The organism is Halolamina sp. C58, from assembly GCF_051195095.1.
GTDB lineage: Archaea > Halobacteriota > Halobacteria > Halobacteriales > Haloferacaceae > Halolamina.
This window is the reverse complement of record NZ_JBNTJY010000002.1, coordinates 614,307-638,759: the sequence shown is the minus strand read 5'-3', so window position 1 is coordinate 638,759 and position 24,453 is coordinate 614,307. Positions and strand designations below refer to the sequence as shown.

The following is a 24,453-nucleotide window of genomic DNA, read 5'->3' as shown; positions in this document are numbered from 1 at the left end:
TTTAGAGTAGTAGTTTGGTCGGCTCGGCCAGGTATTCCTTCACGGTGTTCGTGAACTGTGCGGCCTCCGCGCCGTCGATGACTCGGTGGTCGATCGCGAGCGAGAGCGGGAGGGTGTGGGCCGCGACGACCTCGCCCTCCTCGACGACCGGCCGCTGCTCGATCGCGCCGAGGCCGAGGATCGCGGTCTCGGGGTAGTTGATGATCGGCGTGGCGTACTCGCCGCCGAACGCGCCGAAGTTCGTGATCGTGAACGTCCCGCCCTGCATCTCCTGGGGCGAGATGGAGCGCTCGCGGGCCTTCGTCGCCAGCTCCTGCACCTCCTCGGCCAGTTCGAGCAGCCCCTTCTCGTCGACGTTCTCGACGACCGGCACCATCAGCCCGGCGTCTGTCGCGACGGCGATCCCGATGTTGTAGTAGTTCTTCAGCCGGATGACCCCCTCATCCTCGTCCAGTTCGGAGTTGAGGATCGGGTACTCCTTCAGCCCGGCCACGACCGCCTTGAGAACGAACGCCATGTACGTCAGGCGGACGCCCTTCTCCTCGGCGGTCTTCTTGAGCTCCTCACGGGTCTCGACGAGCTCGTCGATCTCCGCGGTGTCGTGGTGGGTGACGTGGGGCGCGGTGTACTTCGAGGTCGCCATCTGCTCGCCGATCGTCCGGCGGACCCCGCGGTACGGCATCGTCTCCTCACGCTCGGGCTCGGCGGTGGCGGACGCACCGGTTTCGCCGCCGGCCGCCGTTTCGGCCTCCTCGCGCTCGGCGAACGCGCGCACGTCCTCCTCCTCGACGTACGCCTCGCCGTCGCGGGTCTTCTCTGTCGGCACGGCGTCGAGGTCGACGCCGAGTTCGTCCGCGAGCGCGCGGGTCGCGGGCGTCGCGAGCGTCGTCTCCCGCATCGCTTCCGGACTGTCGCTCGCGCTCACGGTCCCGCTCGCGCCGGCGCCGGACGGCGGCGACGGCGCCGCCTCCTCGCCGGGCGTGACGGGCGTCTCGTCGGCGGTCTCGTCGTGCGCCTCGGCGGACTCGTGGTAGGACCGAACGTCCTCCTCGCTGATGCGGCCGCCGGGGCCGCTCCCTTCGACGTCGGTGATGTCGACGCCGAGTTCGCGAGCCAGTCGGCGGGCCGCCGGCGGCGCGAACACGCGGCCCTCGGGCGTCTCCGCCGCGGCCGCCTCCTCGGTGTCGGTCTTCGCTTCGTCGGTCGACGCGCCGGGCTCGCCCTCGGTGTCGGGCGCCTCTGCCTCGGCGTCGCCCTCGTCGATCTCGTCGACCTCGAAGGAGATGATCACGTCGCCGACGGGCACCATCTCGCCCTCCTCGGCGAACAGCTCCTTCACGGTGCCGTCGTAGCGGGAGGGCACCTCGACCAGCGCCTTGTCCGTCTCGACTTCGGCGACGATGTCGCCCTCGCTGACGCGGTCGCCGGGCGACACCTGCCAGGAGACCAACTCCCCCTCGGCGACGCCCTCGCCGACGTCGGGTAGCTTGAACTCTTTGACAGTCATCGGTTAGAACTCCACCGCCTCACGGATACCGTCTTCCACTCTCGCGGCGTTGGGCAGGTAGTAGTCTTCCATCGCGTACAGCGGGACGGGGACGTCGAACCCCGTGACGCGCTTGATCGGTGCCTCCTGATAGACGAGCGCCTCCTCCTGCAGGAGCGCGGTGATCTCGCCGGCGAGGCCGCCCGACTTGGGCGCCTCGTGGACGACGACGCCGCGGCCGGTCTTCTTGAACGACTCGATGATGGCCTCGCGGTCCATCGGCGACACCGTCCGCAGGTCGACCACTTCGGCGTCGATCCCCTCGTCGGCGAGGTTCTCCGCGGCCTCGAGCGTCGGCCGAGTCATCGCGCCGTAGGTGAACACCGACACGTCCGACCCCTCGCGGCGGACCGCGGCCTCGCCGAGCGGGATCTCGTACTCCCCCTCGGGCACGTCCTCGCGGAACGCGCGGTAGATGAGTTTGGGTTCGAGGAAGACGACGGGGTCGGGGTCGCGGATCGCCGAGATCAGCAGCCCCTTCGTGTCGTAGGGGGTCGAGGGGACGACCACCTTCAGCCCCGCCTCGTGGGCGTAGAACGCCTCCTTCGAGTCGGAGTGGTGTTCGGGCGCGCGGATGCCGCCGCCGTAGGGTGCCCGCAGCACCATCGGCAGCGAGAACCGCGACCGGCTCCGGGTGCGGTAGCGCGCCATGTGGGAGACGATCTGGTCGAAACCGGGGTACATGAACCCGGAGAACTGGATCTCCGGCACCGGCTTCATCCCGCCGGTCGCGAGGCCGACGGCGCTGCCGATGATGCCGGACTCCGCCAGCGGCGTGTCGACGACGCGCTGCTCGCCGAACTCCTCCTGCAGGCCCTGCGTGGCCCGGAACACGCCGCCGTTCTTCCCGATGTCCTGCCCGAGCGCGATCACGTCGTCGTCGAGCTCCATCTCGGTCGCGAGACCGTCCCGTACCGCCTGCACCAGCGTGAGGTTCTGTGTCTCGCTCATTCTTCCTCCAGGAACGCGTCCTTGCCGTGTCGATCGACCGCCGCGACGAACTCCTCGCGCTGTTCCTGCAGCGCCGGCGGGAGATCCGCGTAGGCGTGCTCGAACATCTCCTCCGGCTCCGGGCGAGGCTCGGACTCGGCCTCGTCGATCGCGTCGGAGACTCGCTGCTCGACCTGCTCCTCGATCTCGGCGACTGTCTCGTCGTCAAGGACGCCCTCGCTTCGGAGGTACGTCTCCAGCCGCGGGATCGGGTCCTTGGCCTTCCAGCGCTCGACCTCCTCGTCGTCGCGGTACACCGTCGGGTCGTCCGCGGTGGTGTGGGCGCCGAAGCGGTACTGCACCGCCTCGATCATCGTCGGCCGGAGCTGGTCCTCGTCGGGGTCCCGAGCCTTCGCGAGCGCGTCCTGCGTGACCTTGTAGACGGCCAGCGGGTCCATCCCGTCGACCTGCACGCCCTCGAAGCCGTAGGCGTCGGCCTTCTGGGCCAGCGTCTCCGAAGCGGTCTGCTTCTCGCGGGGCACCGAGATCGCCCACTGGTTGTTGTTGCAGAAGAACACCATCGGCACGTCGTAGACGCCGGCGAAGTTCAGCCCCTCGTGGAAGTCACCCTCGCTGGTGGCGCCGTCGCCGAAGTAGCAGATTCCCGCCGTGTCGTCGTTGCCCTGCAGCTTCCAGGACCACGCCAGCCCCGCCGCGTGGGGGATCTGGCTCGCGATCGGCACCGCGACGGGCAGGACGTTCGTGTCCTCGGGCACGTCGTTGCCCGCCTCGTACCCCATCCAGTACAGCAGCGTCTGCTTCAGCGGCAGGCCCCGCACGACCGCGGCGCCGTGTTCGCGGTAGGACGGCACCATCCAGTCGTCCTCGGCCAGCGCGTACGCCGAGCCGATCTGGGCGCCCTCCTGTCCCGACAGCGGCGGGTAGGTCCCCATCCGCCCCTGTCGCTGGAGGCTGACCGCCCGCTCGTCGAAGTGCCGGGCGAGCTTCATGTCCCGGTAGATGTCCAGCATCGTCTCCTCGTCGATCTCCGGGGGCTCGCCGACGAGCTTGCCGTCCTCGTCGAGCACCTGTACCCGGTTCTCGGGATCGCGCTGTATCGTACTCACGGCTTGACCCTCCTCTCCATAGGGCAGAATTTCCCTCGCCGAAGGTATAGTGCTTTCGTAAAAGGTTTACTATGAGCAGAAATCACCCTCCGTCGGTTGTGTTCTTTCGATAAGGTCGACCATATTCTCACGTTTTCTCATTTCTCCCTCGAATATCGCCGTTCCGCCCGGGCGAAGGGCGGTGTCGCCGAAGAAATTGGACGAACGTTTGGGAAGAATCGTGATAGACGTGAGCTCGTCGCATACAGCCTCGTGAACGACGGTGACAGCCGGCGATCGCTCGACGCCGTCGGGTTGGTGAGAAACGCCCCCGTCGCTGTCGAGACGCCAGTTCTCCCGGTCACGGGGAACGATCGCCTCAGTCTCCCGCCGCCGCCCGCGCCTCCTCTCGCGCCTGCTCGGGGCTCTTTCCGTCGCGGACGAGCGCGTCGACGAACAGCTCGCCCGCCTTGTACGACGACCGAACCATCGGGCCGGAGGCGCAGTAGAGGAAGTCGAGCTCCTCCTCGGCGACCCGTCGCCACGTCTCGAACGCGTCGGGGTGGACGTACTCGAACACGTCGAGATGGGAGCGGGAGGGCTGGAGGTACTGCCCGAACGTCACCACGTCGACGCCGACCTGCCGCAGGTCCGAGAGGCTGCGGTAGATCTCGTGGTCGTACTCGCCGAGCCCGAGCATCAGGCTCGTCTTCGTGTAGATGTCGGACTCGCGGTCGACCTGTTCGAGCACGTCAAGCGTCTGCTCGTAGTTCGCGCGGCGGTCCCGGACCGGCCACTGGAGGCGTTCGACGGTCTCGACGTTGTGGGCGATCACGTCCGGTTCGGCGTCGATGATTTTTCGCACGTCTTCCTCGTCGCCGCCGAAGTCCGGGATGAGGACCTCGACGAGCGTCCCGGGGTTGCGCTGCTTGCACTCCCGGATCGTCTCCGCGAAGTGGGCCGCGCCGCCGTCGTCGAGGTCGTCGCGGTCGACGGAGGTGAGGACGACGTAGTCCAGCCCGATCTCGCCGACCGCTTCGGCGACGTTTGCGGGCTCGTCGGGGTCCAGCGGCTCCATCCCGCCGGTCGCCACGTCACAGAAGTTACAGCCCCGCGAACAGCGCTCGCCCATCAGCATGAACGTCGCGGTGCCGGGGCCCGTGCCCGGCCCGTCCCGGCCGGACCAGCACTCGCCCATGTTCGGGCAGTTGGCTTCCTCGCAGACGGTGTGGAGGTCCCGGTCCCGGAGCGTCTGCTTGATGTCGGTGAACCGTTGCCCGGTCGGCGGCTGGCTCTTGAGCCAGTCGGGTTTCCGCCTGCGGCTGCTCATGGCAGGCACTGGGGTCGCACTCGTGAAAAGCGTGCGGTTCGTTCGACCGCCTCGCCCCTTTCTTTCCGCACCGATGGGTATTTGTTCCCTCTGCTTAATGTGGGTACGATACTGGATGTTCGATCTCGAACCCGGCGACATAACCGAGGGCCGGCTCTCCCGTGCGCTGGTCGTCCTCGCGGCGCCGCTGGTGGCGCAGAACCTCGTGCAGGTGGCCAACTCGGCGGCGGACGTGTTCTGGCTCGGCCGCCTCGGTGACGGCGCGGTCGGCGCGGTCGGGCTGAACCAGCCGATCATGGCGCTGGTGATGGTGCCGCTGATGGCGGCGATGGTCGGGACGCAGGTGCTCGTCTCCCAGCGGATCGGTGGGGAGAACCGCTCGGACGCACGGAAGGCGGTGTTTCACGGGATCGCGCTGGCGTTCGTCTCCGGGGTGGTCATGGCGCTGCTGGTCGCGCCCAACGCGGGGCCGCTGGTGCGCCTGCTCGGCGCCGGCCCCGGCGTGGCGCCACAGGCCGCCGCCTACCTCTCGGCGTACATGCTGCTCTTTCCGTTCACCTCCGTGAGCGACACCGTGGAGATGGGGTTCGTCGGCGCGGGCGACTCCACGACCGCGATGTACCTGAACTTCCTCGCGATCGGCGGGAACCTCGTGCTCGACCCGCTGCTGATCTTCGGCGTCTGGGTGTTCCCCGAACTCGGCGTCGCCGGCGCGGCGCTGGCGACCGTGCTCGGCTACACGATGTCGATGGTGCTCGGGCTCTACTGGCTGACCGGCGCCCACGGCTCGATCTCGCTGTCGCTCGCGGACGTGGGGTTCGACCTCGACGAGCTCCGGGAGATGGTCGACATCGGCCTCCCCTCGGCGGGGCAGCGGCTGGCCTCGCAGTCGGTCCGACTGATCGTGGTCGCGATCGTCACGATCGTCGGCGGCGCCGCGGGGCTGGCGGCGTACACCGTCGGCGCCCGGATCGCGACCATCGCGTTCGTCCCCGCACAGGGGCTCCAGCAGGCCGGCCAGAGCGTCGTCGGACAGAACCTCGGCGCCGACCGCCCGGACCGCGCTCGGCGGGCGACGTGGATCGGCGTCGGGATCGCCGCCGGCGTGCTCGCGGTGATCGGCGCCGTCCAACTGCTGATCCCCGACCTGCTCACGCAGGCGTTCGTCCCCGACATCTCCGAACAGGGGCAGGCGTACGCGATCCGCTACCTCGAGATCCTCGCGTACGGCTACTGGGCGATCGGCGCGACGTACATGCTGCTCGCCGGGCTCAACGGCGCCCGCCGGACCAAGACCAGCCTGATCGTCGACCTCGTGAAGTACTGGGGGATCCGGCTCCCGATCGCGGTGCTTGCCCTGCCCGTGGGGCTGGGCGTCGGCGCGTTCGGCCTCTCGGTCGCGCCCGGCCTCGGCTGGGGGATGGACGCCATCTTCTGGGCGGTGACGGGCTCGAACGTCGCCGCCGCGCTGGGGCTGGCGGTCTACTTCAAGTACGCGACCAGCGAGGGGATGATGGACCGCGCGGCGGACGTGGCGACGGCGGATTAGCGCCGCGGTCGGCACACCCCGGGCACGGGCTCGCGCCCCCGCGCGAAGGAAACCTCTTTCTCCGTGGCCGTCCCGACTCCGAGTAGTGTCTCAGCGCTCCGACGCCACGGCCCGCGTCGCCGACGCCGTCCCCGAGTTCGCCGAGGCGTTCGCGTTCGAGGAGTTCAACGCGATGCAGCGGGAGGCGCTGCCCGCACTGCTCGACACCGACGAGAACGTCGTCGCGAGCGCGCCGACCGCCTCCGGGAAGACGGCGCTCGCCGAACTCGCGATCTGCAAGACGCTGCGGGAGGGCGGCACCGCGCTGTTTATCGCCCCGATGCGGGCGCTGACCAACGAGAAGGAGGCCGAGTGGGACCGCTTCGAGCAGCTCGGCTACTCGGTGTACGTCGTCACGGGCGAGCGCGATCTCGACCCCCGCCGCGCGGAACGCGCGGACATCCTCGTGATGACACCGGAGAAGACCGACTCCGCGACGCGGAAGCACGACTCCGCGCGCTACGGCTTCATCACCGACGTGGACTGCTGTGTGATCGACGAGGTCCACCTGCTCGACTCCGAGAAGCGCGGCTCGGTGCTCGAAGTGACCGTCTCGCGGCTCCGCCGGCTCTGCGAGCCCCGGATTATCGCGCTCTCGGCGACGATGCCCAACGTCGAGGACGTGGCGGAGTGGCTCGACGCGCCACCCGAGAACACGTTCGCGTTCGGCGACGAGTACCGCCCCGTCGACTTAGAGACCGGCGTGAAGACGTACAGCCACGGCGAGAACTCCTTCGCGGACAAGTACCGCCGGCTCTACCGCGCGCTCGACCTCGCGAAGCCGCACATCCGCGAGGCGGGGCAGTCGCTCGTGTTCGTCTCCTCGCGGCAAGACACCGTCCGCGCCGCCGAGAAGGCCCGCGACGAGGTCACCGACTGGGATATCGAGATGGGCTCCCGCGGCGAGTACGACTTCCACACCGCCGCCAAGGAGGTCGAGAACGAGACGCTGCGTCACTCCGTCGTCGACGGCGTCGCGTTCCACCACGCCGGGCTCTCGCGCAACGACAAGGACCTCGTTGAGCAGTGGTTCAAGGAGGGGAAGATCCAACTGCTGTTCTCCACCTCGACGCTCGCGTGGGGGGTGAACCTCCCCGCCCGCTGTGTGGTGATCCGCGACACGAAGTACCACGACCCGCTGGAAGGCGAGGTCGACATCTCGCCGCTGGACGTGCTCCAGATGCTCGGCCGCGCGGGCCGGCCGGGGTACGACGACGTGGGGTACGGCTGGGTGATCTGCGACGGCGACGACGCCGACAAGTACCGCCGCCTGCTGCGCGAGGGGAAGGAGATCGAGTCGATGCTCGCGGGGGATATCGAGACCCACCTCAACGCCGAGGTCGCGATGGGCACCATTCAGGGGCTCGACGACGTGATGTCGTGGGTCGAGACGACGTTCTACTACGTCCGGGCGAAGTCCAAGCCCGACGAGTACGAGTTCGAGAACCTCCGCGAGCGCGTGCGCGGGACCGTCGAGAGCCTCGTCGACTCGGGCTTCGTCGAGACGGACGACGAGCTCGGCGTCGCGGCGACGACGCTCGGCCGGCTGGCCTCGAACTACTACCTCCGGCTCGACACGGCCGAGCGCTTCCGCGAGACCTGCGAGCGCGACCGCCTCACCGGCGACGACGTGCTCGAAGCGGTTGCCGCCGCGGGGGAGTTCGACTCCGTCTCGGCCCGACAGTCCGAGACCGACGCGATCGACCGCGCGCTCGACGGCGCGGGCGTCGACACCGACCTCGAGAACGGCAACCGCAAGGTGCTCGCGATCCTCCACGCCGCGACCGACGGCCGCACGCCGAGCGACCTCCGCTCGGACGCGTGGATCATCCGGCAGAACGCGCTCCGGCTGCTCGCCGCACTCCGTGAGTTCGCCGCCGCCTTCGCGGGCCCACGGGCCGCGAACCTCGTCCGTCGGATGGAAGCCCGCGTCGAACACGGCGTCCCCCGCGAGGCGGTGGGGCTCACCGCGATCGAGGGCGTCGGCGCGGGCCGCGCCGAGTCGCTGGCCGACGCCGGCTACGCCGCGCCCGCGGCGCTGGTCGACGCCGGCGCCGCGAAACTCACGAACGCGGGGCTCTCCGACAGCGTCGCCGAACGCGTCGTCGACGCCGCCCGGGACCTGCCGCGGATCTCGGTCGACTGGGGGGCGTTCCCCGAGACGATCGCGACCGGCGAGAACGAGATGTGCGAACTGACGGTCCGGAACCTCGGCGGCGGCGCCCGCGTCGGGATCCGGGTGACGGTCAACGGGACGGAGATGACCGGCACCGAGACGTACCTCGGCGACTCGGAGACGGTGCCGGCGCCGGTGTTCGGCGCCGACGAGGACGAACTGCGGTTCGTGGTCGAGGTGACGTTCCCGGAGCTGCCGCTGTCGCCCGTTCGCGAGGACCGGACGGTGCGGGTGGAGTAGGGACGGAGAACTCTCTCGGGAGGTAGCGACCGAAGTTAGGTGGCTGGGGAGTCAGCCCGAAAGTGGATGGGCCAACGCGGATTTGAACCGCGGACCTCCCGGTTATCAGCCGAGCGCTCAACCTAACTGAGCTATTGGCCCAGGTGAGCGCATTTCTCCGTTGGCCGGCGTATCTGTTAAGGCTTTCTCTTCGCCGACCGCGACGCCCGCGGCCGATTCCGCCGGCTCATTCGTCGTCTTTCGTCCGGTACTCGTCGGCGCCCACGTCGTACACGTCGTCCGACTGCTCGCCCCCTGTCCCGTCGAACGGGCCGGCGTTCCCGCCGTCGAACGGCCCCTCACCGCCGTCGCTGCCGACCGAGCCGCCGCCGAACTGCCCGCCGTCGCCGCCGTTCGGGAAGCCGCCCGTCCAGACGCCGCCGGTGACGAACCCGCCCGTGCGTTCGTCGAGCTTCGGCACGACCACGTACTTCTTCAGCAGGGTCCGGATCGGGTAGCGCGTCGGGGGGATCGTGAGCAGGAACCCCAGCGCGTCCGTGACGACGCCGGGCGTGAGCAGGAACGCGCCGGCGGCGATCAGCAGGGCGCCGTCCAACAGCTCGTCCGTCGGCGCCTCCCCGCGGGCGGCCTTCTGTTGGATCCGGGCGAGCGTGTGTCGGCCCTCCGCGCGGACCAGCAGCATCCCGATCAGCCCCGTCAGCACCACGAGCAGGACGGTCGGGACCGCTCCGATCTCGCCGGCGACGAACACCAGCATGATCGCGTCCGCGAGCGGAATCAGCAGCAGCGCCGCGATGGCGTACCGGGTTCGCATCACCCACAGTTCCGGCGGCGGTCCCATAGCCCTTTCGCGTAGTTCCGGCGGCGGTCCCATAGCCCTTTCGCGTAGTTCCGGCGGCGGTCCCATAGCCCTTTCGCGTAGTTCCGGCCGGCAACTGCGGCGAACCGCCACCGGTAAACCCCCGCCGAACCGAGTGCGAGCATGGCCGACGCCGTCGACGACGACCTCTACCAGCGGGCCAGACGACTCCTCGAACCCGGCGAGATCGAACTCGTCGGCTGTATCGTCCACACGAGCCTCGAAGGCGAGGAGGACCTGGAGATGCACGAGCTCACCGTCGCGATCAACGACGTGATCGCCGACCACGCCGGGAAGGGCGAGAGCTACATCTACGCCGGCAACGACACCGACGAGTTCGCCTCGAACCAGTTCCAGGGAAAGACCCTCGCCGACGACGAGTTCGTCTGGGAGTGCCAGCAGCTCCTCCGCGAGGGGACGTTCGACCTCGTGTTCTACTACGAGGCCGGCGTCGAGCAGGCGGCGCTGGCCGACGATCTCGACGCGCTGGAGCACGTCGAGCGGGTCACGACCGTCCCCTGAGCCGAACTCGTTCGGCCGACCCCGACGCCGTATCCGGAACCTTTTACCGAGTACCGGGGCTAGTCCCGTCGAGAGACCCGTGACCGGAGTGATCACTGGCGTGAGCGTCTCCCACGCGCTCGCGACCGTCGAGGAGGTGGAGTCGGCGGCGCCCGACGACGAGAGCGCCGCGGCCCAGCGACTCGCTGCCCGGCCGGGCGTTTCCGAGAGCGTCGTGCTCGCCACGTGCAACCGCGCGGAGGCGTACGTCGTCACCGACAGCGCCGCCGACGGCAAGGACGCGCTGTCGGACTTCGCGCCGGAGGTCCGCGAGGGTGCCGTCACCCGCCTCGAGCACGAGGACGCGATCCGGCACCTGATGCGAGTCGCCAGCGGGCTGGAGTCGCTCGTGCTGGGCGAGGACCAGATCATCGGCCAGGTGAAGGACGCCCTCGAACGCGCCCGCGAGGACGGCACGCTCGGCCCCGTGCTCGAGGAGGCGCTGCTGAAGGCGGTCCACGTCGGCGAGCGCGCCCGGACCGAGACCGCGATCAACGAGGGGACCGTCTCGATGGGCTCGGCCGCGGTCGAGCTCGCCGGCCGCGAGGCGGACCTCGACGATGCGACCGCGCTGGTGCTGGGCGCCGGCGAGATGGGGACGCTCGCGGCGCGGGCGTTCGCCGGCGCCGGCGTCGACGAACTGCTCGTCGCGAACCGCACGCTCCCCAACGCCGAACACGTCGCCGAGGACGTGAGCGTCGACGCCGAGGCGGTCCCGATCCACGAGGCCGCCGCCGCGGTCCGTGAGGCGTCGGTCGTCGTCGCCGCCACCGGCGCCGACGAGCCGGTGCTGACCGCCGAGGCGCTCGACGGCGCGGAGGCGGTCTGTGTCGACATCGCTCGCCCGCGGGACATCGACCCCGCGGCCGACGCGCTCGACGGCGTCGTCGTCCACGACATCGACGATCTGGAGCGCGTGACCGAGACGGCCCACGAGAACCGCCGCGCGGCCGCCCGCGAGGTCGAGGCGATGATCGATCGAGAGCACGACCGCCTGCTCTCCTCGTTCAAGCGGTCCCGGGCCGACGAGGCGATCCGCGGCATGTACGAGGGCGCCGAACGGATGAAGGCCCGCGAGCTCGACCGCGCGCTCACCAAGCTGGAGGCCCAGGGCGACCTGAACGACGATCAGCGCGAGACCGTCGAGGCGCTGGCCGACTCGCTGGTCTCCCAGCTGCTCGCGCCGCCGACCGAGAGCCTGCGCGAGGCCGCCGGCGAGGACGACTGGACCACCATCCAGACGGCGATGGAGCTGTTCGACCCCCGCTCTGACGCCGTCGACGTGGACCCGCCCGCCGACGCGGCCGACGAGCGCGCGGGCGAGTAGCCGGCCGAAGCTTTTCCCCCTCAGGCGCCCACCTTCCGTTCATGGCTGACACACTCGACGACGAGGAAGTCGAGCGGCGACTGCCGGAACACTGGGAGCGCGAGGGCGACGAGATCGTCCGCACCTACGAGTTCGACGACTACCCCAGCGCGGTCAGGTTCGTCAACGACGTGGCCGACATCGCCGAGGCGGAGTTCCACCACCCGGAGATCGTCCTCCGCTACGACGAGGTGGAGGTGCGCTTCACCACCCACGACGCCGGCGGGATCACGGAGAAGGACCTCCGGCTCGCGGACGACTGCGACGGCGAGTACTGATGGCCTCGGTGCGACGCTCGACGCGCCGATGAAGGCAGCGTACACCTTCGAGGCGGCGTTCCGCCTCCCGACGGAGGGTGTCGCGGCCGACCCGAACCGCTTCGAGACGACGCTGCGGCTGTTCGCCCCCGCGCCGGGCGTCGAACCCGGCCCGGAGCGGATCGACTGGCTGTTCTTCCGCGACCGGCTCTGGCACGGCGAGGTCGGCGACGAGGCGCCGCTGCGACGAGTCGCGAGCGACTGGCTGGGCGTCGAGGTGGTGTCGCTGTCGTTCTCGGAGCTCCGGGCCGACGAGGAGTACCTCGACGCGCTCCGGGCGGAGATCGAGCGCGATCTCTCGCGGTTCAACGCCGAGAGCGTCGACGAAGTGTTGCACCAGTATCTCGGCTCGTCGGTGCACGTCGTCGACGCCGAGGCGGTTTGAGCAGGGAGAAAAGCACTTACCCCCGTATCAGCTAGCTACCCCTCCATGCCGTACGACTTCTGGCTCCTCGACCTCGACGGCACGATCGTCGACGTGGAGCCCGACTACCGCCACGAGGTGTTCGAGGCGGTCGGCGACCGGCTGGGCCGGACGTTCACCGACAGCGAGGTCGAAACCCTCTGGCACGGGCTCGGCGGCCCCCGGAGCGAGAAGCTCCAGTCGATGGGGCTCGACCCGGGGACGTTCTGGCCCGCGCTGCACGAGGCCGAGGACCCCGGCGCCCGCGCGGAAGCGACGTACGTCCACGACGACGCCGCGGCGCTGCTCGACGAGCTCGACGCCGCCGGCGTCCCGGTCGGCGTCGTCACCCACTGCGCGCCGTTTCTCGCGAACGAAGTCGTCGACCAGCTCGACCTGCGCTCGCGGTTCGACGCGTTCGTCACCTGCTCGGACGATCTGGGCTGGAAGCCCGACCCCGAGCCGGTCCACCACACGATGAACCGACTCGGTGTCGACCACACCGCCGGCGCGGGGGTGCTGGCCGGCGACGGTCCGAGCGACGTGGGCGCCGCGTGGAACGCCGGCCTCGACGCGGTCCACGTCGAGCGTCACGGTCCCGAACGCCGCGGGCAGTGCGTGCTCGCGGACCACCGCGTCGAGCGCTTCACCGAACTCGACGAGGGCGTCCTCGGCAACTAATCCAGCGCCGCCGCGGCGGTCGGAACGATCCGCTCCAGCCACAGGTCGTGCTGCTCGGGCGCGGGGTGGAGATCGTCACCGGCGACGAGCGATCCGTCCTCGGCCACGCGCTTCGACGTCGGTACCACGTCGACCAGCCGTGTCCCCTCCGCACGCGCCGCTTCGCGGACGATCTCGTTGTACCGTTCCAGTCGCTCGGCGTGTTCGTCGGGCTCGTTCTCCCGTCCGACCGGCGTGAGTGTGTAGTCCGGGACCGTGATCACGACGACCGAATCAGGCTCCTCGGCGAACCCCAGCGCCCGGTCGAGCATCGTCCGGAACTTCGGCTCGAACTCGCTCGCCGACTCCGCTTGGAAGCAGTTGTTCGCCCCGATCAGGAGCGTCACGAGGTCGAACGGGCCGTCGGGGTCGCGCTCCCGGATCGCCCCGTCCAGATCGTCGGTGGTCCAGCCGTTCTCGGCGATCACCACGGGATCGGCGACCGACTCGCCGGCCTCCCGGAGTCGATCAACGAGCTTCGACACCCAGCGTTCGTCCGGGTCGACGCCGGTACCGATCGTGTAGGAGTCACCGAGCGCGAGAACCCGCGCCGGCGTGTCCTCGGTCATACCCGAGCCAGCGTCGGCGCCGTCGAAGCTCTTTCCCTCACGGCTCGTCTCGTCCGGACCACTGGAGGACGAAACCGGCCAACAGCGCGGCCGCGAAGACGAACTCGCTCCACGCCGGCAGCGACGCGGCGAGCAGGTCGTCGAGGAAGAACGTCCCCACGAGCCCGCCGAGCACCAGTACGGAGCCGAGGACGTACCGGGGTGTCCACCCCGTTCGGGCGGCCTCGCGAACCATCGCTGCACAGATGGCGACGAGCAGCCCGACGAACAGCAGGTCCAGCGGGGGCATCGACTACTCCGCGGGCTCGAACCCGGGCAGCGCCGCGAGCACCTCGTCGACGCCAGCCAGCACCGCTTCGAGGTCCCGAACGCCCTGTTTCTCGACGCGCTCGGGGTTGGCCCGGACCCGCACGGTCTGACTGTCGACCGGGACGAACCCGAGCCCGAGCTTCTCGGCGGTCGCACGGAGGCCGAGCCCGGCGTCGGCTTTCCCGGCGAGGACGCGCCGCGCGGGGCTCTCGTGGGCTTTGAGCGCGAAGCCGTAGCCGTCGATCGCCGACTGGAGGTCGGCGGCGTCGGTGTCGCGGGCCGCGGCGAGTCGCTCCAGTTCGGCGTCGGCGCTCGCGCGCAGGCCCGTCGCCGTGTCGAGGTTGACGAACCGCAGGTCGCCGTCGACTAACGTCGCGAACCCCTCCACGTCGTCGGGGTTGCTCTCGGGAACGATCAGCCCCCACTCGCGCTCCCACGCGCCGAGTTCGACCGCCTCGACCTCCCGGCGGATCGGTCCGGCGACGACAGCCGCGTCGGGCAGCCCGTCGCGCAGCCGTCGTACCCCTTCCCGGGAGCCGACGGGGAGGAACCGACTCGATCCGAGTCGGTCGAGCAGCCGGGAGAACGCGGGGTCGTCCTCGCCGAACGCGAGCACCGCCGGGGTGCGCACGTTCGGGGAGAACAGCGTCACCGTCACGTCCTCGCCTTCAGCGAGGTACTCGGTGTCGGCGTCGACCTCGACCACCCCGTCGGCCTCGACGAGGCTGGTGGTCGCGCCCGACCCCTTGTCGACGGGGTAGACGAGCGTCTCGCCGGCCTCGTTCTCGACCAGCCCGACCGGCATCAGCCGGGTGCGGCCCTCGCTGTAGCGCTCCTCTGCCGCGAGCGTCCCGTCGACGGTCGCCGTTCTCGGCTCGGGCACCCCGGCTGCCCGCCGGATCGCGGGCGCGACGAACGTGCGGAAGATGGTGAGCGCGGAGACTGGGTAGCCCGGCAGGCCGACGTAGGCGCTGTTTTCGAGCCGGCCGATCAGCATCGGCTTCCCCGGCTTCACGGCGACGCCGTGGAGCAGGAGGTCGCCCCGTTCCTCGATCACGCGGTAGATCACGTCGACCGCGGAGGCGGAAGTCGAGCCCGAGGAGAGCACCAGATCGCACTCCTCGGCGGCGGTGGTGAGCGCGTCCTCCATCGCGTCCATGTCGTCCCCGGCGTGGGGGTAGAGCGTCGCCTCGCCGCCGGCCTCCTCGACGCCCGCGGCGATCGTGTAGCTGTTCACGTCGTAGATCTGCCCGGCGTCGCTGTTCAGCGACTCGCCGGGCCGGACGAGCTCGTCGCCGGTCGAGACGATGCCGACCGTCGGCTTCCCGCGGACTTCGACCGTGTCCCGCCCGAGCGCCGAGAGCAGGCCGATCTCGCGGGGGGTGAGTTCGGTGCCGGGGCCGAGCGCGCGCTGGCCGGCCGCGATGTCGGCGCCGGCGGGCATCACGTTGTCCCCGGGCGCGACCGAGGTGCGGATCTCGACGGCCTCGGTTCCGATCTCGTCGGTCCGTTCGACCATCACCACCGCGTCGGCGCCGTCGGGCAGCACCGCACCGGTCGAGATCTCGACGGCCTCGCCGTCGTCGACGAACACCGCGGGCTCGCTGCCGGCGTGGACCGTCCCGACCAGATCGAGCGTCGCGGGGTCGGCCTCGTCGGCGCCGAACGTGTCGCTCGCCCGCACCGCGTAGCCGTCCATCGACGCCCGGTCGAACCCCGGCACGTCGAGGTCGGCGTCGACGCGCTCGGCGAGGATGCGCCCCCGTGCGTCCGCGAGCGGGACGGTCTCGGGCTCGGGCTCGATTTCCAGCGACGCGATGGCCTCGTGGGCCTTCGCCGGCTCGGTGAGGTCGCGGAACTCCTTGCGGTCGCTCATTGGCGGGCCTCCCAGTCCTGCACGGCGACGGTTTCGCCGGCGTCGATCCCCTCGGCGGCCTCGTCGACGACGACCCAGCCGTCCGCGAGCGCGACGCTCGACAGCACGCCCGAGCCCGACACCCGGGTCGGGACGGCGGCCGGTAGCGGCTCGTCCGGGCGCTCCTCCAGCCGGACGCGGGCGAACGTCCGCACGCCGGGTTCGCTCGCGATCTTCCGATCCAGTTCGGCTTCGGTCGTCGGGTGCGGCGGCAGCGGAGCGTCCATCGCACGCTTGATCGCGGGCCGCAGGAACTGCACCGCGTTGACGATCGTCGCGACGGGGTAGCCCGGCAGCATCAGCACGGGCGTCCCCTCACAGACCGCGAAACCGAACGGGTGGCCGGGCTTGAGCGCGACGCCGTGGACGACGATCTCGCCGAGGTCCTCCAGCACTTCGGGCAGCAGATCGCGTTCACCCACGGAGGAGCCCCCGGAGGTGACCACGAGCTCGCCGTCGAGGCCGGAGCGGATCGCGTCCTTCAGCGCGTCCTCGTCGTCGGGAACCACGTCGAGCTCGGTGGCGTTGCCGCCCCAGCGTTCGACGAATCGGGCGACGGTGAGCCCGTTGGTCTCGATCGTCTCGCCCGGGCCCGGGTCGGCTTGGACGAGCTCGTCGCCGGTCGGGATCACCGTCACCTCGGGCTTCTCGAACACGGGGACCTCGGTGACGCCGACGGACTTCAGCAGTCCCAGATCCGAGGGCCGCAGGACGTGGCCGGGGTCGTACAGGTGCTGGCCCGTCTCCACGTCCTCGCCGGCGGCGGCGACGTTCTCCCCCTCGGCGACGGCGTCGAACACTTCGACCTCGTCGGCGATCGGTTCGACCTGCTCGATCATCACCACGGCGTCGGCACCCTCCGGGAGCGCGCTCCCGGTGTGGACCCGGAGCGCCTCGTCGGGGCCGACGGTGCCCTCGGTCGGTTCCGCGTCGACTTCGCGCAGGACCTCGGGCGAGCGGTCCGAGGCGCCGAACGTGTCGCCGGCCCGGACCGCGTAGCCGTCCATCGCCGCTTCGGGCGCCGAGGGGACGCTCGCCGGTGCGGCCATCGTCGCCGCGAGCGTGCGTCCGTCCGCCTCGGCGAGCGGGACCTCCTCCGCGCGGCCGTGGGGGTCGACGGCGTCTCTGAGCGCCGCGAGCGCGTCGTCGACCCGGGTTCGCTGCTTGAAGCCGGACTGCTTCCGGTCGGTACTCATTGGCGGGGATTACGCGCCCGTGGTGAAAAAGGGGGGCAACCACGGACCGCGGCGAGCGACCGGCGCTGGCCGCCGTGCCAGCGCTCGGAGCCATGCCGCGGTCGGTAGAGACGAATAAAGCGAGCGACCGGCGCTGGCCGCCGTGCCAGGGCTCGGAGCCATGCCGTGGTCGGTCACACGCCAATCTCGCGAGTCTACTCTGGCAGTTCCATCGCCACGCTGTACATCCGCCCCTCGTCGCTTTCTCCCGTCGTCTTCGCCAGTCGTTCGGCCTCGGTGATCAGCTGCTGGCCGAGCGCGTCGGGCAGCGACTCGGCGTGCCCGCGGACCTCCGCGGTGTGGGCCGTGAGGTGGCTCTCGGTCCACGGCGCGGGTTCGAGGATCGCCCGCGTCCGGTCGTGCTCCCACCCGCGGCCGCCGAACAGCCGTCGCAGGCCGTCGGCGGGGTAGAACGTCAGCGCCGGGCGGGCGTTCGCGAGTTCGGCCGCGGCGTTCTCGACCGCGAACAGCCGTCGGACGGGCGACTCCGGCGGCATCGGCTCGTAGTCGTCGACGACCAGCGTCGCGCCCGGCGCGGCGACGCGGGTGAGTTCGGCGGCGATCGGCGCCGCGGCGTCGTTCGGGAGGACGTTGAACAGCGCGTGAGCGGTGACGACCTCGACGCTGTCGTCGGGGAGCGGCACGTCGCGGAGGTCGGCCTCGATCAGTTCGACGCGGTCGTCGCCCGCGAAGCGCTCGCGGACCCCGTCGGCGTGGTCCGCGCGGTCGGTGATTGCGTAGACGTGGTCGGCGCCCGCGTCGAGGAGGCCGGCGGTGGCGTTACCCACGCCCGCGCCGGCTTCGAGGCAGGTCTTGTCGGCCACGTCGCGGTCTGCGAGGGCGGCGGCGACTGAGTCGGGGACCTCCATGGTCGGTGCTGTGGGCGACGGTGGAAAGCGCTGGCGGGTGGGCGTGGCGCGCTCTCGCGGGCGAGGACGAACGGCAACGATTTTTGCCCTCTACGCGCGAGTAGCGCTATGTTACTCACCGTCTCCGGCCCGCCGGGCAGCGGGAAGAGCACGAACGCCGAGATCCTCGCCGAGCGCTTCGACCTGGAGCACATCTCCGGCGGCGACATCTTCCGCCAGCTCGCCGACGAGCGGGGCTACCCACCCGTCGAGTTCAACGAGCTCGCCGAGGAGGAAGAGCAGATCGACAAGGACCTCGACCGGCGACTGCGCACCATCGCCGCCACACGCGACGACGTGCTGCTCGAGTCCCGGCTCGCGGGCTGGCTCGCCGCGGAGAACGCGGATCTGCGGTTCTGGCTCGACGCCCCGCTTTCCGTGCGCGCCGAGCGCATCGCCGAGCGCGAGGACAAGACCGTCCCGGAGGCCCGCGCGACCACCGAGCGCCGCGAGCAGAGCGAGGCCAAACGGTACGCCGACCTCTACGACATCGACATCCACGACCTCTCGATCTACGACGCCGCGATCAACACGGCCCGCTGGAGCGAAGACGTCGTGCCGGACATGCTCACCGCCGCCGTCGAGCGCTACGACCCGGCCGAGGACGAGGGGAAACACCCCGTCGAGGGCGTCCGCTACGAGTTCTGACCGTGACTGACCCGCTCCGCGACCCCCCGGGCGAGCGCGCCGTCGAGGATCTCCTGACTTTTGGCGTCGTCAACCTGGACAAGCCCGCCGGCCCCTCGGCCCACCAGGTGGCGGCGTGGGTCCGCGACCTCGCGGGCGTCGACCGCGCGGCGCACGCGGGCACGCTCGACCCGAAAGTGACGGGCTGTCTGCCGACGATGCTCGGCGACGCGACCCGACTCGCGCCCGTGTTCCTCGAAGGCGGGAAGGAGTACGTCGCCGTCCTCGAACTCCACGGGCTCCCGCCGACGGATATCGAGTCGACGCTCGCGGAGTTCGAGACGGAGATCTACCAGAAGCCGCCGCGGAAGAGCGCCGTCGCCCGCCGGCTGCGCTCCCGGGAGATACACGCGCTCGACCTGCTGGAGCTCGACGATCGACAGGCGCTCCTGCGAATCCGCTGTGAGAGCGGGACGTACATCCGGAAGCTCTGTCACGACCTCGGGCTGGCGCTGGGCACCGGCGGCCACATGGGCCACCTCCGCCGGACTGCCACGGGCCCGTTCGACGACACCGACCTCCGGACGCTCCACGACCTCGCGGACGGGCTCGCGTGGGCGCGCGAAGACGATCACGAAGCGTTCCTCCGCGAGGTGGTCTCCCCCGCCGAGCGCGCGATGGAGCACCTGCCTGCGATCACCATCGCCCGCAGCGCCGCGGTCGAAGTGGCCGACGGCGCGCCCGTCTACGCGCCGGGCGTCGTCGGCACCGACGACGCGGCAGCGGAACTGGATCCGGGCGACGACGACCTGCTCGCCTGTTACACGCCCGACGGCAGCGCCGTCTGTCTCGGCAAACTGGTCGGCGACCCCGACGCCGAGTCGAGAGAGGTGGTGAGCTTGGAGCGTGTGCTGGTCTGACAGTCCCGGCAAACGCCGACCCGGGGCGTAGCTTCTTCCTCGCGCCCGTCGGACTCCGGGCATGGACATCGGCACCGCGAGCGCGGCGCCCGGCGAACTGGCACGCGGCCACCTCGAACTCACCGACCTCCCGACGGGGACGCCCGAGAAGCTCCCCGTGATCGTCGCGAACGGAAGCGAAGACGGCCCGACGCTGTGGATCACCGGCGGCGTCCACGGCGACGAGGCCACCGGCGTCGCGGTCACGCAGGACGTGATGCGCGAGGACCTCCCCCAGCGAATTTCGGGCACGGTCGTCGCCGTCCCCGTGGTCAACCCCGCGGGGCTGCGCCGGAACGCGCGGACCTCCTACTACGGCGACGACGACCCGAACCGGAACTTTCCCGACCCCGAGAGCGACTCGTCGACGCCCGCAGAGGTACAGGAACGGATCGACGAGCGGCTGTACGACACGATCGTCGACTCCGCGGACGCGCTGATCGACAACCACACCGCGGGCGTGAACTCCCGGCCGTTCGTGATCCGGGATCGCGTGCTGTACGGCGAGCGGCGGACCGAGTCGGAGGCCGAAACGCTGGCCGACGGGCTCGAGGCGCTCGTCGAGTCGACGGGGCTGCCGGTGGTGACGGAGTACCCCGCCGAGGAGTACGTCGACAAGGGGCTCCAGCGCTCGACGGCGGGAGCGGTCTGTAACGCTGCGGGTATCCCGGCGTTCACGACCGAACTCGGCGGCCACAGCGTCGTCACCGAGGCGGCCCGGGCGGCGGGCGTCGCCGCCGCCTACGGCGTGATGGCCGAACTCGGGATGCTCCGGGAGTGGCCGGACGCGGTCGGGGAGCCGGGCGTGTACGAGTCGCCCGTCGACTTCCCCGTGCGGCGGTTCCGCGGCCCGCGGACGGAGACGGCCGGCCTCCTGCGTCACCGTGTCGAGGCCGGCGACGCCGTCTCGACGGGCGAAGTGGTCGCGGACGTGGTGAGCGCGGCCGGCGAGCAGTTGGACACGGTCGAGGCGGAACACGACGGCTACGTGCTCGGCCGGAAGGAGGGGCTGGCGGCCTACGAGGGCGACGCGGTGCTGAGTATGGCGGTCCGGGACGACGGCGCGCTGGTGGCGCCGCGGGAGGCCGAGTAGGGCTCGTAGTGGGGGGAACGAAGCGAAGTGCTTAACTGCCGGACGGCGCTGTCTCTACGTGCGGGACCGTAGGGTAGTGGTATCCTCTGCCGATGGGGTCGGTAGGACCTGAGTTCGAATCTCGGCGGTCCCACTTTTCGCGACGAACACCGTGAGGAGCGGAACGTAGGTCCAAGAGAATCGACGCAGTCGATTCTCGGTGGTCCCACTTTTCGGAGACGATCAACCGGGCACAGCGGAAGTGCTGGCCGATCGCGGTAGACGGGCGTCGACGCCCGCCGCCGACTACCTCGCTTCCGGGAGCGTGATTCGCACGGTCGTCCCCTGCGGTGTCCCTTCCACGAGTTCGAGCGTCCCGCCCGACATTTTGACGGTCCAGTAGATGATCCACAGCCCCAACCCCTGCGTGTGGTTGAGCGGCGTTTCCCGCTGGCCCTCGATCGCTTCGACGTCGAACTTGGGGATTCCCTTCCCCGTATCGCTGACCTCCACCACCGCCATCCCGTCCTGATCCCGGCGGACGCGGGCAGTGATGGGGGTGCCCTCCGAGGTGTGCTCGATCGCGTTCTCGAGCGCCTCCCTGATCGCTCGGGGAAGCGCGGGGTGGCACTCCACACGGCAGTCCGCGTCGAACTCCGTCGCGATCTCGACGTCCGGGTACTCCTCCTCGATCCGCGCTATCTGTGCTTCGAGCACTGTGGCGAGATCGAACGTCGCCGTCTGGTCGTTCTCCCAGATCGAGACGATCTCCCGCGTCCGCTCGGTCGTCGTGAGCAGCCGTCGGAGATGCTTCTCGATCATCCGGACGTCGTCGCCCACGTCCTCGTCTCGATCGCCCGCCTCGATGTTCCTGAGATACCCCAACGAGATCGAGAGCTCGTTCCGGAGGTTGTGCCGGAGCACACGCTGATTGATCGTGAGGAGGTTCGCGAGATCCCGGGCTTCCTCGAGCCGTTCCTCGGACTCGATCGCGTACAGCCCCCCGCGGGAACCGACCGCCGCTCCGAGGCTACTCGCGAACGAAATCAGGAAGAAGAACTCCGTCTCCGTCCCGTTGAGTTTCCAGATCAGCCAGATCGACAGCGCCAACAGCGCGAACGAGACCATCACTCCCAGTCCGACCCACACCGTTCGCCACTGTCCCCGTTCCGAGATCGGTCGGTTCGGGAGCTGATACCCGGTCACCAGAACGAGCCCCGACATGCTGCAGATGATGAACGATTCGAGCACCGTTCCCAGCCCCTCCCCCTCGGTGAAGAGGTGAACCACCCCGAGCCAGAAACAGAGCAGTCCCAGAAAGTAGACGCCGTGTTCCGCCCGGATTCTCTCGGCTGAGAACGACACGCCCCGTATACGGGAACTACCCTCATAGTACTTACCTTACAATCAACTCATACTCTGAGAAAATAACTAGAGCGGTTGAACCACGGACACTTCGGCGCCGGCCGACCCGTGACGGACTCGTTCACCTCGTCGGCCAGTCCGGCGTCACTCCACGATCTCGACCGTGTCGCCCGGCTCGACGCCGTCGGCGGCGCCCGCCGGGAGTTCTACCACCGTGTCCGCGAGCCCGTGGGCCAGCCCGCGGAACGGCCGCAGGCGTTCGACTTTGACCACCTCGTCCTCGACCAGCCAAAGCACGTCGATCGGCTCGAGCACGAACAGCGTGTGGATCGTCCGGCTCGCCGGCTCCTCGAACGGGAACGCCAGCGCGTACCCCTCGGGGATCGACGGACGGAACATGAGCCCCAGCGCCTGGGTCAGCGGCCCCTCGGCCCGCTCCACCTCGTCGGCGAGCACCCGGCGCTCGACGCCGTCGGCGAGCGCGTCCTCGTCTACGGGGCCGTCGCCGGCCTCGTCGGTCAGTTGGCGTGGCCCGCCGTCGCGGTGGTGGACGAGTCGCACGCCACCCGTTCCCGCCGCCGCCCTACTAAGCGTTCCGTCGCCCCGAGCGTTCAAGGCCGAGCGCGCCCCACCGCGGGTATGGAGGAGACGCCCGAGGGGACGCCGGTCGGCGTCGACGACCCCTACGCGGTCGCCGGGCGCTGTGACCACCTCACGAGCGACGGCCGCTGCCGGTACGCGCTGGATCACGCCGAGGCCGATCCGGAGTTCGCGGCCGAGCGCCGGGGCGAGGGGTACGCCTGCGTCGTCGCCGACACCGAGGCGGCGGCGACCGACGGCGAAGATCCGGACTGGTCGCGCTGCCCGCACTACCGCTCGACGACAGAGGCCAAGGAGTGCGCACGCTGCGGGCTCGAGGAGGTCAGGCTGGCCCACGACGAGAGCGCGCGGCCGCTGATCGAGGAACACCACCTCTCTTACGGCAACCACGACGCCGACACCGCCCACGAGATCACGGTCGGCCTCTGTCGCTGGTGTCACACCAAGGTCCACCGCTCGTTCGCCCGGATCGACGACGACGCCAACCCGGACCCCGAGGCGATGGCCGAGCGCGAACGCCGCCGCGGCGAGGAGCTCTCCGAGCTGGGGTTCCGGTCGGCCAGCGAGCGCCGCAAGGAGTGACCGCCGCCGGCGTAAATCACGTCGTGTTCGGGCCCGTCGGTCCGGCCATGCCCGCCGACCACCTCGGACACGTCCACCTGAAAGTCACCGACGTCGACCGCGCCGTCGCGTTCTATCGCGACGTGCTCGGCCTCGACGTGACCGAGCGCGTCGACCGCTACGCGTTCCTCTCCTTCGGCGAGCACCACCACGACCTCGCGCTGCAGGGGATCGGCGCCGAGGAGGTCGACGACGGCGTCCCCGCCGACCCCCGCGGCCCCCGGGTCGGTCTCTACCACTCCGCGTGGGAGGTCGACAGCGCCGCGGAGCTCCGGGCGACCGCCGAGCGACTGGGCGAGCGCGAGGTGGCGGTCTCCCCGGTCGACAACGGCGTCAGCAAGGCGCTGTACTTCGACGATCCGGACGGCAACGGGGTCGAGGTGTACCTCGACACCCGCGAGGCGCGCGACATCGAGCAGTGGAACGGCCGGAACGAGCGGTTCGACCCGTTCTCGCTCTGAGGCGTTGCACGGACGTGCCCACATCTACCCGCTTCCGAGGCGTTTTTGAGCCCTGTCGGCCAACCTAGCCCATGACCAGAATCGTCGTCATCGACAATCACGGGCAGTTCACCCACTTGGAGGGGCGCGCGCTCCGGGACGCCGGGGTCGACACCGAGATCCTCGACAACGACACCGATCCGGCCGAGATCGACGCCGACGGGCTCGTGCTCTCGGGCGGCCCCTCGATCGACCGTGTCGGGCGCTGTGCCGACTATCTCGATCTCGACGTGCCCGTGCTGGGCATCTGTCTCGGGATGCAGTTCATGGCCGAGGAGCTGGGCGGCAGCACCCACAGCGGCGAGTACGGCGGCTACGCCGACGTGACCGTCGAGATCCTCGACGACGAGGACCCGCTGATCGGCGGCCTCGCGCCCGAGACTCGGGTGTGGGCCAGCCACGCCGACGAGGTCGACGAGGTGCCGGAAGGGTTCGAGCGTACTGCCCGGAGCGACGTCTGCGAGGTCGAGGCGATGAGCGACCCCGATCGGGGGCTCTACGGCGTCCAGTGGCACCCCGAGGTCGCCCACACCGCTGAGGGCGATGCGGTGTTCGAGGCGTTCGAGACCATCTGCGAGAACTGGTAGCCGGCGGCCGGATCGGGCCGGAAACGGAAAGTCACGGGTTTTAG

At 70.2% G+C, this 24,453-nt stretch carries 25 protein-coding genes and 2 tRNA genes; 14 read left to right on the top strand and 13 right to left on the bottom strand.

What is annotated here, in order from left to right; translation table 11 throughout:
- Nucleotide 1 precedes the first annotated feature (1 nt).
- From ACQUSM_RS13930 to lipA, 4 genes are all read right to left on the bottom strand, one after another.
- The gene (locus tag ACQUSM_RS13930) at nucleotides 2–1,507 is read right to left on the bottom strand and encodes a 2-oxo acid dehydrogenase subunit E2 (protein WP_435119530.1); all 1,506 of its coding nucleotides are present in this window, start codon (nucleotides 1,505–1,507) and stop codon (nucleotides 2–4) included.
- 3 nt (nucleotides 1,508–1,510) lie between these two features.
- On the bottom strand, nucleotides 1,511–2,497 hold the full coding sequence (locus tag ACQUSM_RS13925) for an alpha-ketoacid dehydrogenase subunit beta (RefSeq protein WP_435119528.1): 987 nt from the start codon (nucleotides 2,495–2,497) through the stop codon (nucleotides 1,511–1,513).
- Complete coding sequence (gene pdhA, locus ACQUSM_RS13920; protein ID WP_435119527.1) at nucleotides 2,494–3,603, bottom strand: pyruvate dehydrogenase (acetyl-transferring) E1 component subunit alpha; 1,110 nt, start codon at nucleotides 3,601–3,603, stop codon at nucleotides 2,494–2,496. The genes ACQUSM_RS13925 and pdhA overlap by 4 nt, the downstream gene beginning before the upstream one ends.
- 358 nt (nucleotides 3,604–3,961) lie before the next feature.
- Nucleotides 3,962–4,912, bottom strand: a complete 951-nt coding sequence (gene lipA, locus ACQUSM_RS13915; protein ID WP_435119526.1) for a lipoyl synthase — start codon at nucleotides 4,910–4,912, stop codon at nucleotides 3,962–3,964.
- A gap of 115 nt (nucleotides 4,913–5,027) precedes the next feature.
- On the opposite strand from lipA, the gene ACQUSM_RS13910 reads away from it, so the two are divergent.
- Nucleotides 5,028–6,461, top strand: coding sequence for an MATE family efflux transporter (locus ACQUSM_RS13910; protein WP_435119724.1), 1,434 nt, complete (start codon nucleotides 5,028–5,030; stop codon nucleotides 6,459–6,461).
- A gap of 85 nt (nucleotides 6,462–6,546) precedes the next feature.
- Nucleotides 6,547–8,916 (top strand): DEAD/DEAH box helicase, encoded by a 2,370-nt coding sequence (locus ACQUSM_RS13905; protein WP_435119524.1) that lies wholly within the window; start codon nucleotides 6,547–6,549, stop codon nucleotides 8,914–8,916.
- Nucleotides 8,917–8,983: 67 nt separating this feature from the next.
- Here ACQUSM_RS13905 and ACQUSM_RS13900 read toward each other — a convergent pair.
- A tRNA-Ile gene (locus tag ACQUSM_RS13900) sits at nucleotides 8,984–9,057 on the bottom strand.
- An 85-nt stretch (nucleotides 9,058–9,142) separates the two neighbouring features.
- Nucleotides 9,143–9,730, bottom strand: a complete 588-nt coding sequence (locus ACQUSM_RS13895) for an FxsA family protein (protein WP_435119522.1) — start codon at nucleotides 9,728–9,730, stop codon at nucleotides 9,143–9,145.
- 168 nt (nucleotides 9,731–9,898) lie between these two features.
- On the opposite strand from ACQUSM_RS13895, the gene ACQUSM_RS13890 reads away from it, so the two are divergent.
- The 5 genes from ACQUSM_RS13890 (at nucleotide 9,899) to ACQUSM_RS13870 (ending at nucleotide 13,103) form a co-directional block, all read left to right on the top strand.
- Nucleotides 9,899–10,297, top strand: a complete 399-nt coding sequence (locus ACQUSM_RS13890) for a DUF5778 family protein (protein WP_435119520.1) — start codon at nucleotides 9,899–9,901, stop codon at nucleotides 10,295–10,297.
- Nucleotides 10,298–10,397: 100 nt separating this feature from the next.
- Entirely contained in the window at nucleotides 10,398–11,663 is a 1,266-nt protein-coding gene (hemA, locus tag ACQUSM_RS13885; protein WP_435119518.1) for a glutamyl-tRNA reductase, read from the top strand.
- A 41-nt stretch (nucleotides 11,664–11,704) separates the two neighbouring features.
- Nucleotides 11,705–11,980 carry a 4a-hydroxytetrahydrobiopterin dehydratase gene (locus tag ACQUSM_RS13880; RefSeq protein WP_435119517.1) on the top strand — a complete coding sequence of 92 codons (276 nt, stop codon included), beginning with the start codon at nucleotides 11,705–11,707 and terminating at the stop codon, nucleotides 11,978–11,980.
- Between the two features lie 28 nt (nucleotides 11,981–12,008).
- Nucleotides 12,009–12,404: an LWR-salt protein gene (lwrS, locus tag ACQUSM_RS13875; RefSeq protein ID WP_435119515.1), complete on the top strand. Its 396-nt coding sequence runs from the start codon at nucleotides 12,009–12,011 to the stop codon at nucleotides 12,402–12,404.
- A gap of 45 nt (nucleotides 12,405–12,449) precedes the next feature.
- Nucleotides 12,450–13,103 (top strand): HAD family hydrolase, encoded by a 654-nt coding sequence (locus tag ACQUSM_RS13870; protein ID WP_435119513.1) that lies wholly within the window; start codon nucleotides 12,450–12,452, stop codon nucleotides 13,101–13,103.
- On the opposite strand, the gene ACQUSM_RS13865 is transcribed toward ACQUSM_RS13870, so the two are convergent.
- The 5 genes from ACQUSM_RS13865 to ACQUSM_RS13845 form a co-directional block, all read right to left on the bottom strand.
- The gene (locus tag ACQUSM_RS13865) at nucleotides 13,100–13,711 is read right to left on the bottom strand and encodes an SGNH/GDSL hydrolase family protein (protein WP_435119511.1); all 612 of its coding nucleotides are present in this window, start codon (nucleotides 13,709–13,711) and stop codon (nucleotides 13,100–13,102) included. The two genes, ACQUSM_RS13870 and ACQUSM_RS13865, sit on opposite strands and share 4 nt — an antisense overlap.
- 37 nt (nucleotides 13,712–13,748) lie before the next feature.
- Nucleotides 13,749–14,000 (bottom strand): hypothetical protein, encoded by a 252-nt coding sequence (locus tag ACQUSM_RS13860; RefSeq protein ID WP_435119510.1) that lies wholly within the window; start codon nucleotides 13,998–14,000, stop codon nucleotides 13,749–13,751.
- 3 nt (nucleotides 14,001–14,003) lie between these two features.
- Nucleotides 14,004–15,896, bottom strand: coding sequence for a molybdopterin biosynthesis protein (locus ACQUSM_RS13855; RefSeq protein ID WP_435119508.1), 1,893 nt, complete (start codon nucleotides 15,894–15,896; stop codon nucleotides 14,004–14,006).
- Entirely contained in the window at nucleotides 15,893–17,131 is a 1,239-nt protein-coding gene (locus ACQUSM_RS13850; RefSeq protein ID WP_435119506.1) for a molybdopterin molybdotransferase MoeA, read from the bottom strand. Before ACQUSM_RS13850 ends, ACQUSM_RS13855 begins: the two co-directional genes overlap by 4 nt.
- A gap of 194 nt (nucleotides 17,132–17,325) precedes the next feature.
- Nucleotides 17,326–18,039 (bottom strand): class I SAM-dependent methyltransferase, encoded by a 714-nt coding sequence (locus tag ACQUSM_RS13845; RefSeq protein WP_435119504.1) that lies wholly within the window; start codon nucleotides 18,037–18,039, stop codon nucleotides 17,326–17,328.
- A 108-nt stretch (nucleotides 18,040–18,147) separates the two neighbouring features.
- Here ACQUSM_RS13845 and cmk point away from each other — a divergent pair, with 108 nt between their 5' ends.
- The 4 genes from cmk (at nucleotide 18,148) to ACQUSM_RS13825 (ending at nucleotide 20,890) form a co-directional block, all read left to right on the top strand.
- Complete coding sequence (gene cmk, locus ACQUSM_RS13840) at nucleotides 18,148–18,726, top strand: (d)CMP kinase (protein ID WP_435119503.1); 579 nt, start codon at nucleotides 18,148–18,150, stop codon at nucleotides 18,724–18,726.
- Between the two features lie 2 nt (nucleotides 18,727–18,728).
- Entirely contained in the window at nucleotides 18,729–19,625 is an 897-nt protein-coding gene (locus tag ACQUSM_RS13835) for an RNA-guided pseudouridylation complex pseudouridine synthase subunit Cbf5 (protein WP_435119502.1), read from the top strand.
- A 61-nt stretch (nucleotides 19,626–19,686) separates the two neighbouring features.
- Nucleotides 19,687–20,757, top strand: coding sequence for a succinylglutamate desuccinylase/aspartoacylase family protein (locus ACQUSM_RS13830; RefSeq protein WP_435119500.1), 1,071 nt, complete (start codon nucleotides 19,687–19,689; stop codon nucleotides 20,755–20,757).
- A 62-nt stretch (nucleotides 20,758–20,819) separates the two neighbouring features.
- Nucleotides 20,820–20,890: transfer RNA gene (locus ACQUSM_RS13825), tRNA-Pro, on the top strand.
- A gap of 152 nt (nucleotides 20,891–21,042) precedes the next feature.
- Here the strand turns inward: ACQUSM_RS13825 and ACQUSM_RS13820 are convergent.
- The gene (locus ACQUSM_RS13820; RefSeq protein WP_435119498.1) at nucleotides 21,043–22,101 is read right to left on the bottom strand and encodes a sensor histidine kinase; all 1,059 of its coding nucleotides are present in this window, start codon (nucleotides 22,099–22,101) and stop codon (nucleotides 21,043–21,045) included.
- A gap of 144 nt (nucleotides 22,102–22,245) precedes the next feature.
- Nucleotides 22,246–22,662 (bottom strand): DUF192 domain-containing protein, encoded by a 417-nt coding sequence (locus ACQUSM_RS13815; protein ID WP_435119496.1) that lies wholly within the window; start codon nucleotides 22,660–22,662, stop codon nucleotides 22,246–22,248.
- Between the two features lie 78 nt (nucleotides 22,663–22,740).
- Here ACQUSM_RS13815 and ACQUSM_RS13810 point away from each other — a divergent pair, with 78 nt between their 5' ends.
- The 3 genes from ACQUSM_RS13810 to ACQUSM_RS13800 all read left to right on the top strand — a co-directional run bounded on the left by ACQUSM_RS13810 (nucleotide 22,741) and on the right by ACQUSM_RS13800 (nucleotide 24,409).
- Nucleotides 22,741–23,283, top strand: a complete 543-nt coding sequence (locus tag ACQUSM_RS13810) for a DUF7097 family protein (RefSeq protein ID WP_435119494.1) — start codon at nucleotides 22,741–22,743, stop codon at nucleotides 23,281–23,283.
- Between the two features lie 47 nt (nucleotides 23,284–23,330).
- Entirely contained in the window at nucleotides 23,331–23,783 is a 453-nt protein-coding gene (locus ACQUSM_RS13805; RefSeq protein ID WP_435119492.1) for a VOC family protein, read from the top strand.
- Between the two features lie 71 nt (nucleotides 23,784–23,854).
- Nucleotides 23,855–24,409 (top strand): GMP synthase subunit A, encoded by a 555-nt coding sequence (locus tag ACQUSM_RS13800; protein WP_435119490.1) that lies wholly within the window; start codon nucleotides 23,855–23,857, stop codon nucleotides 24,407–24,409.
- The last annotated feature ends 44 nt before the right edge of the window (nucleotides 24,410–24,453 follow it).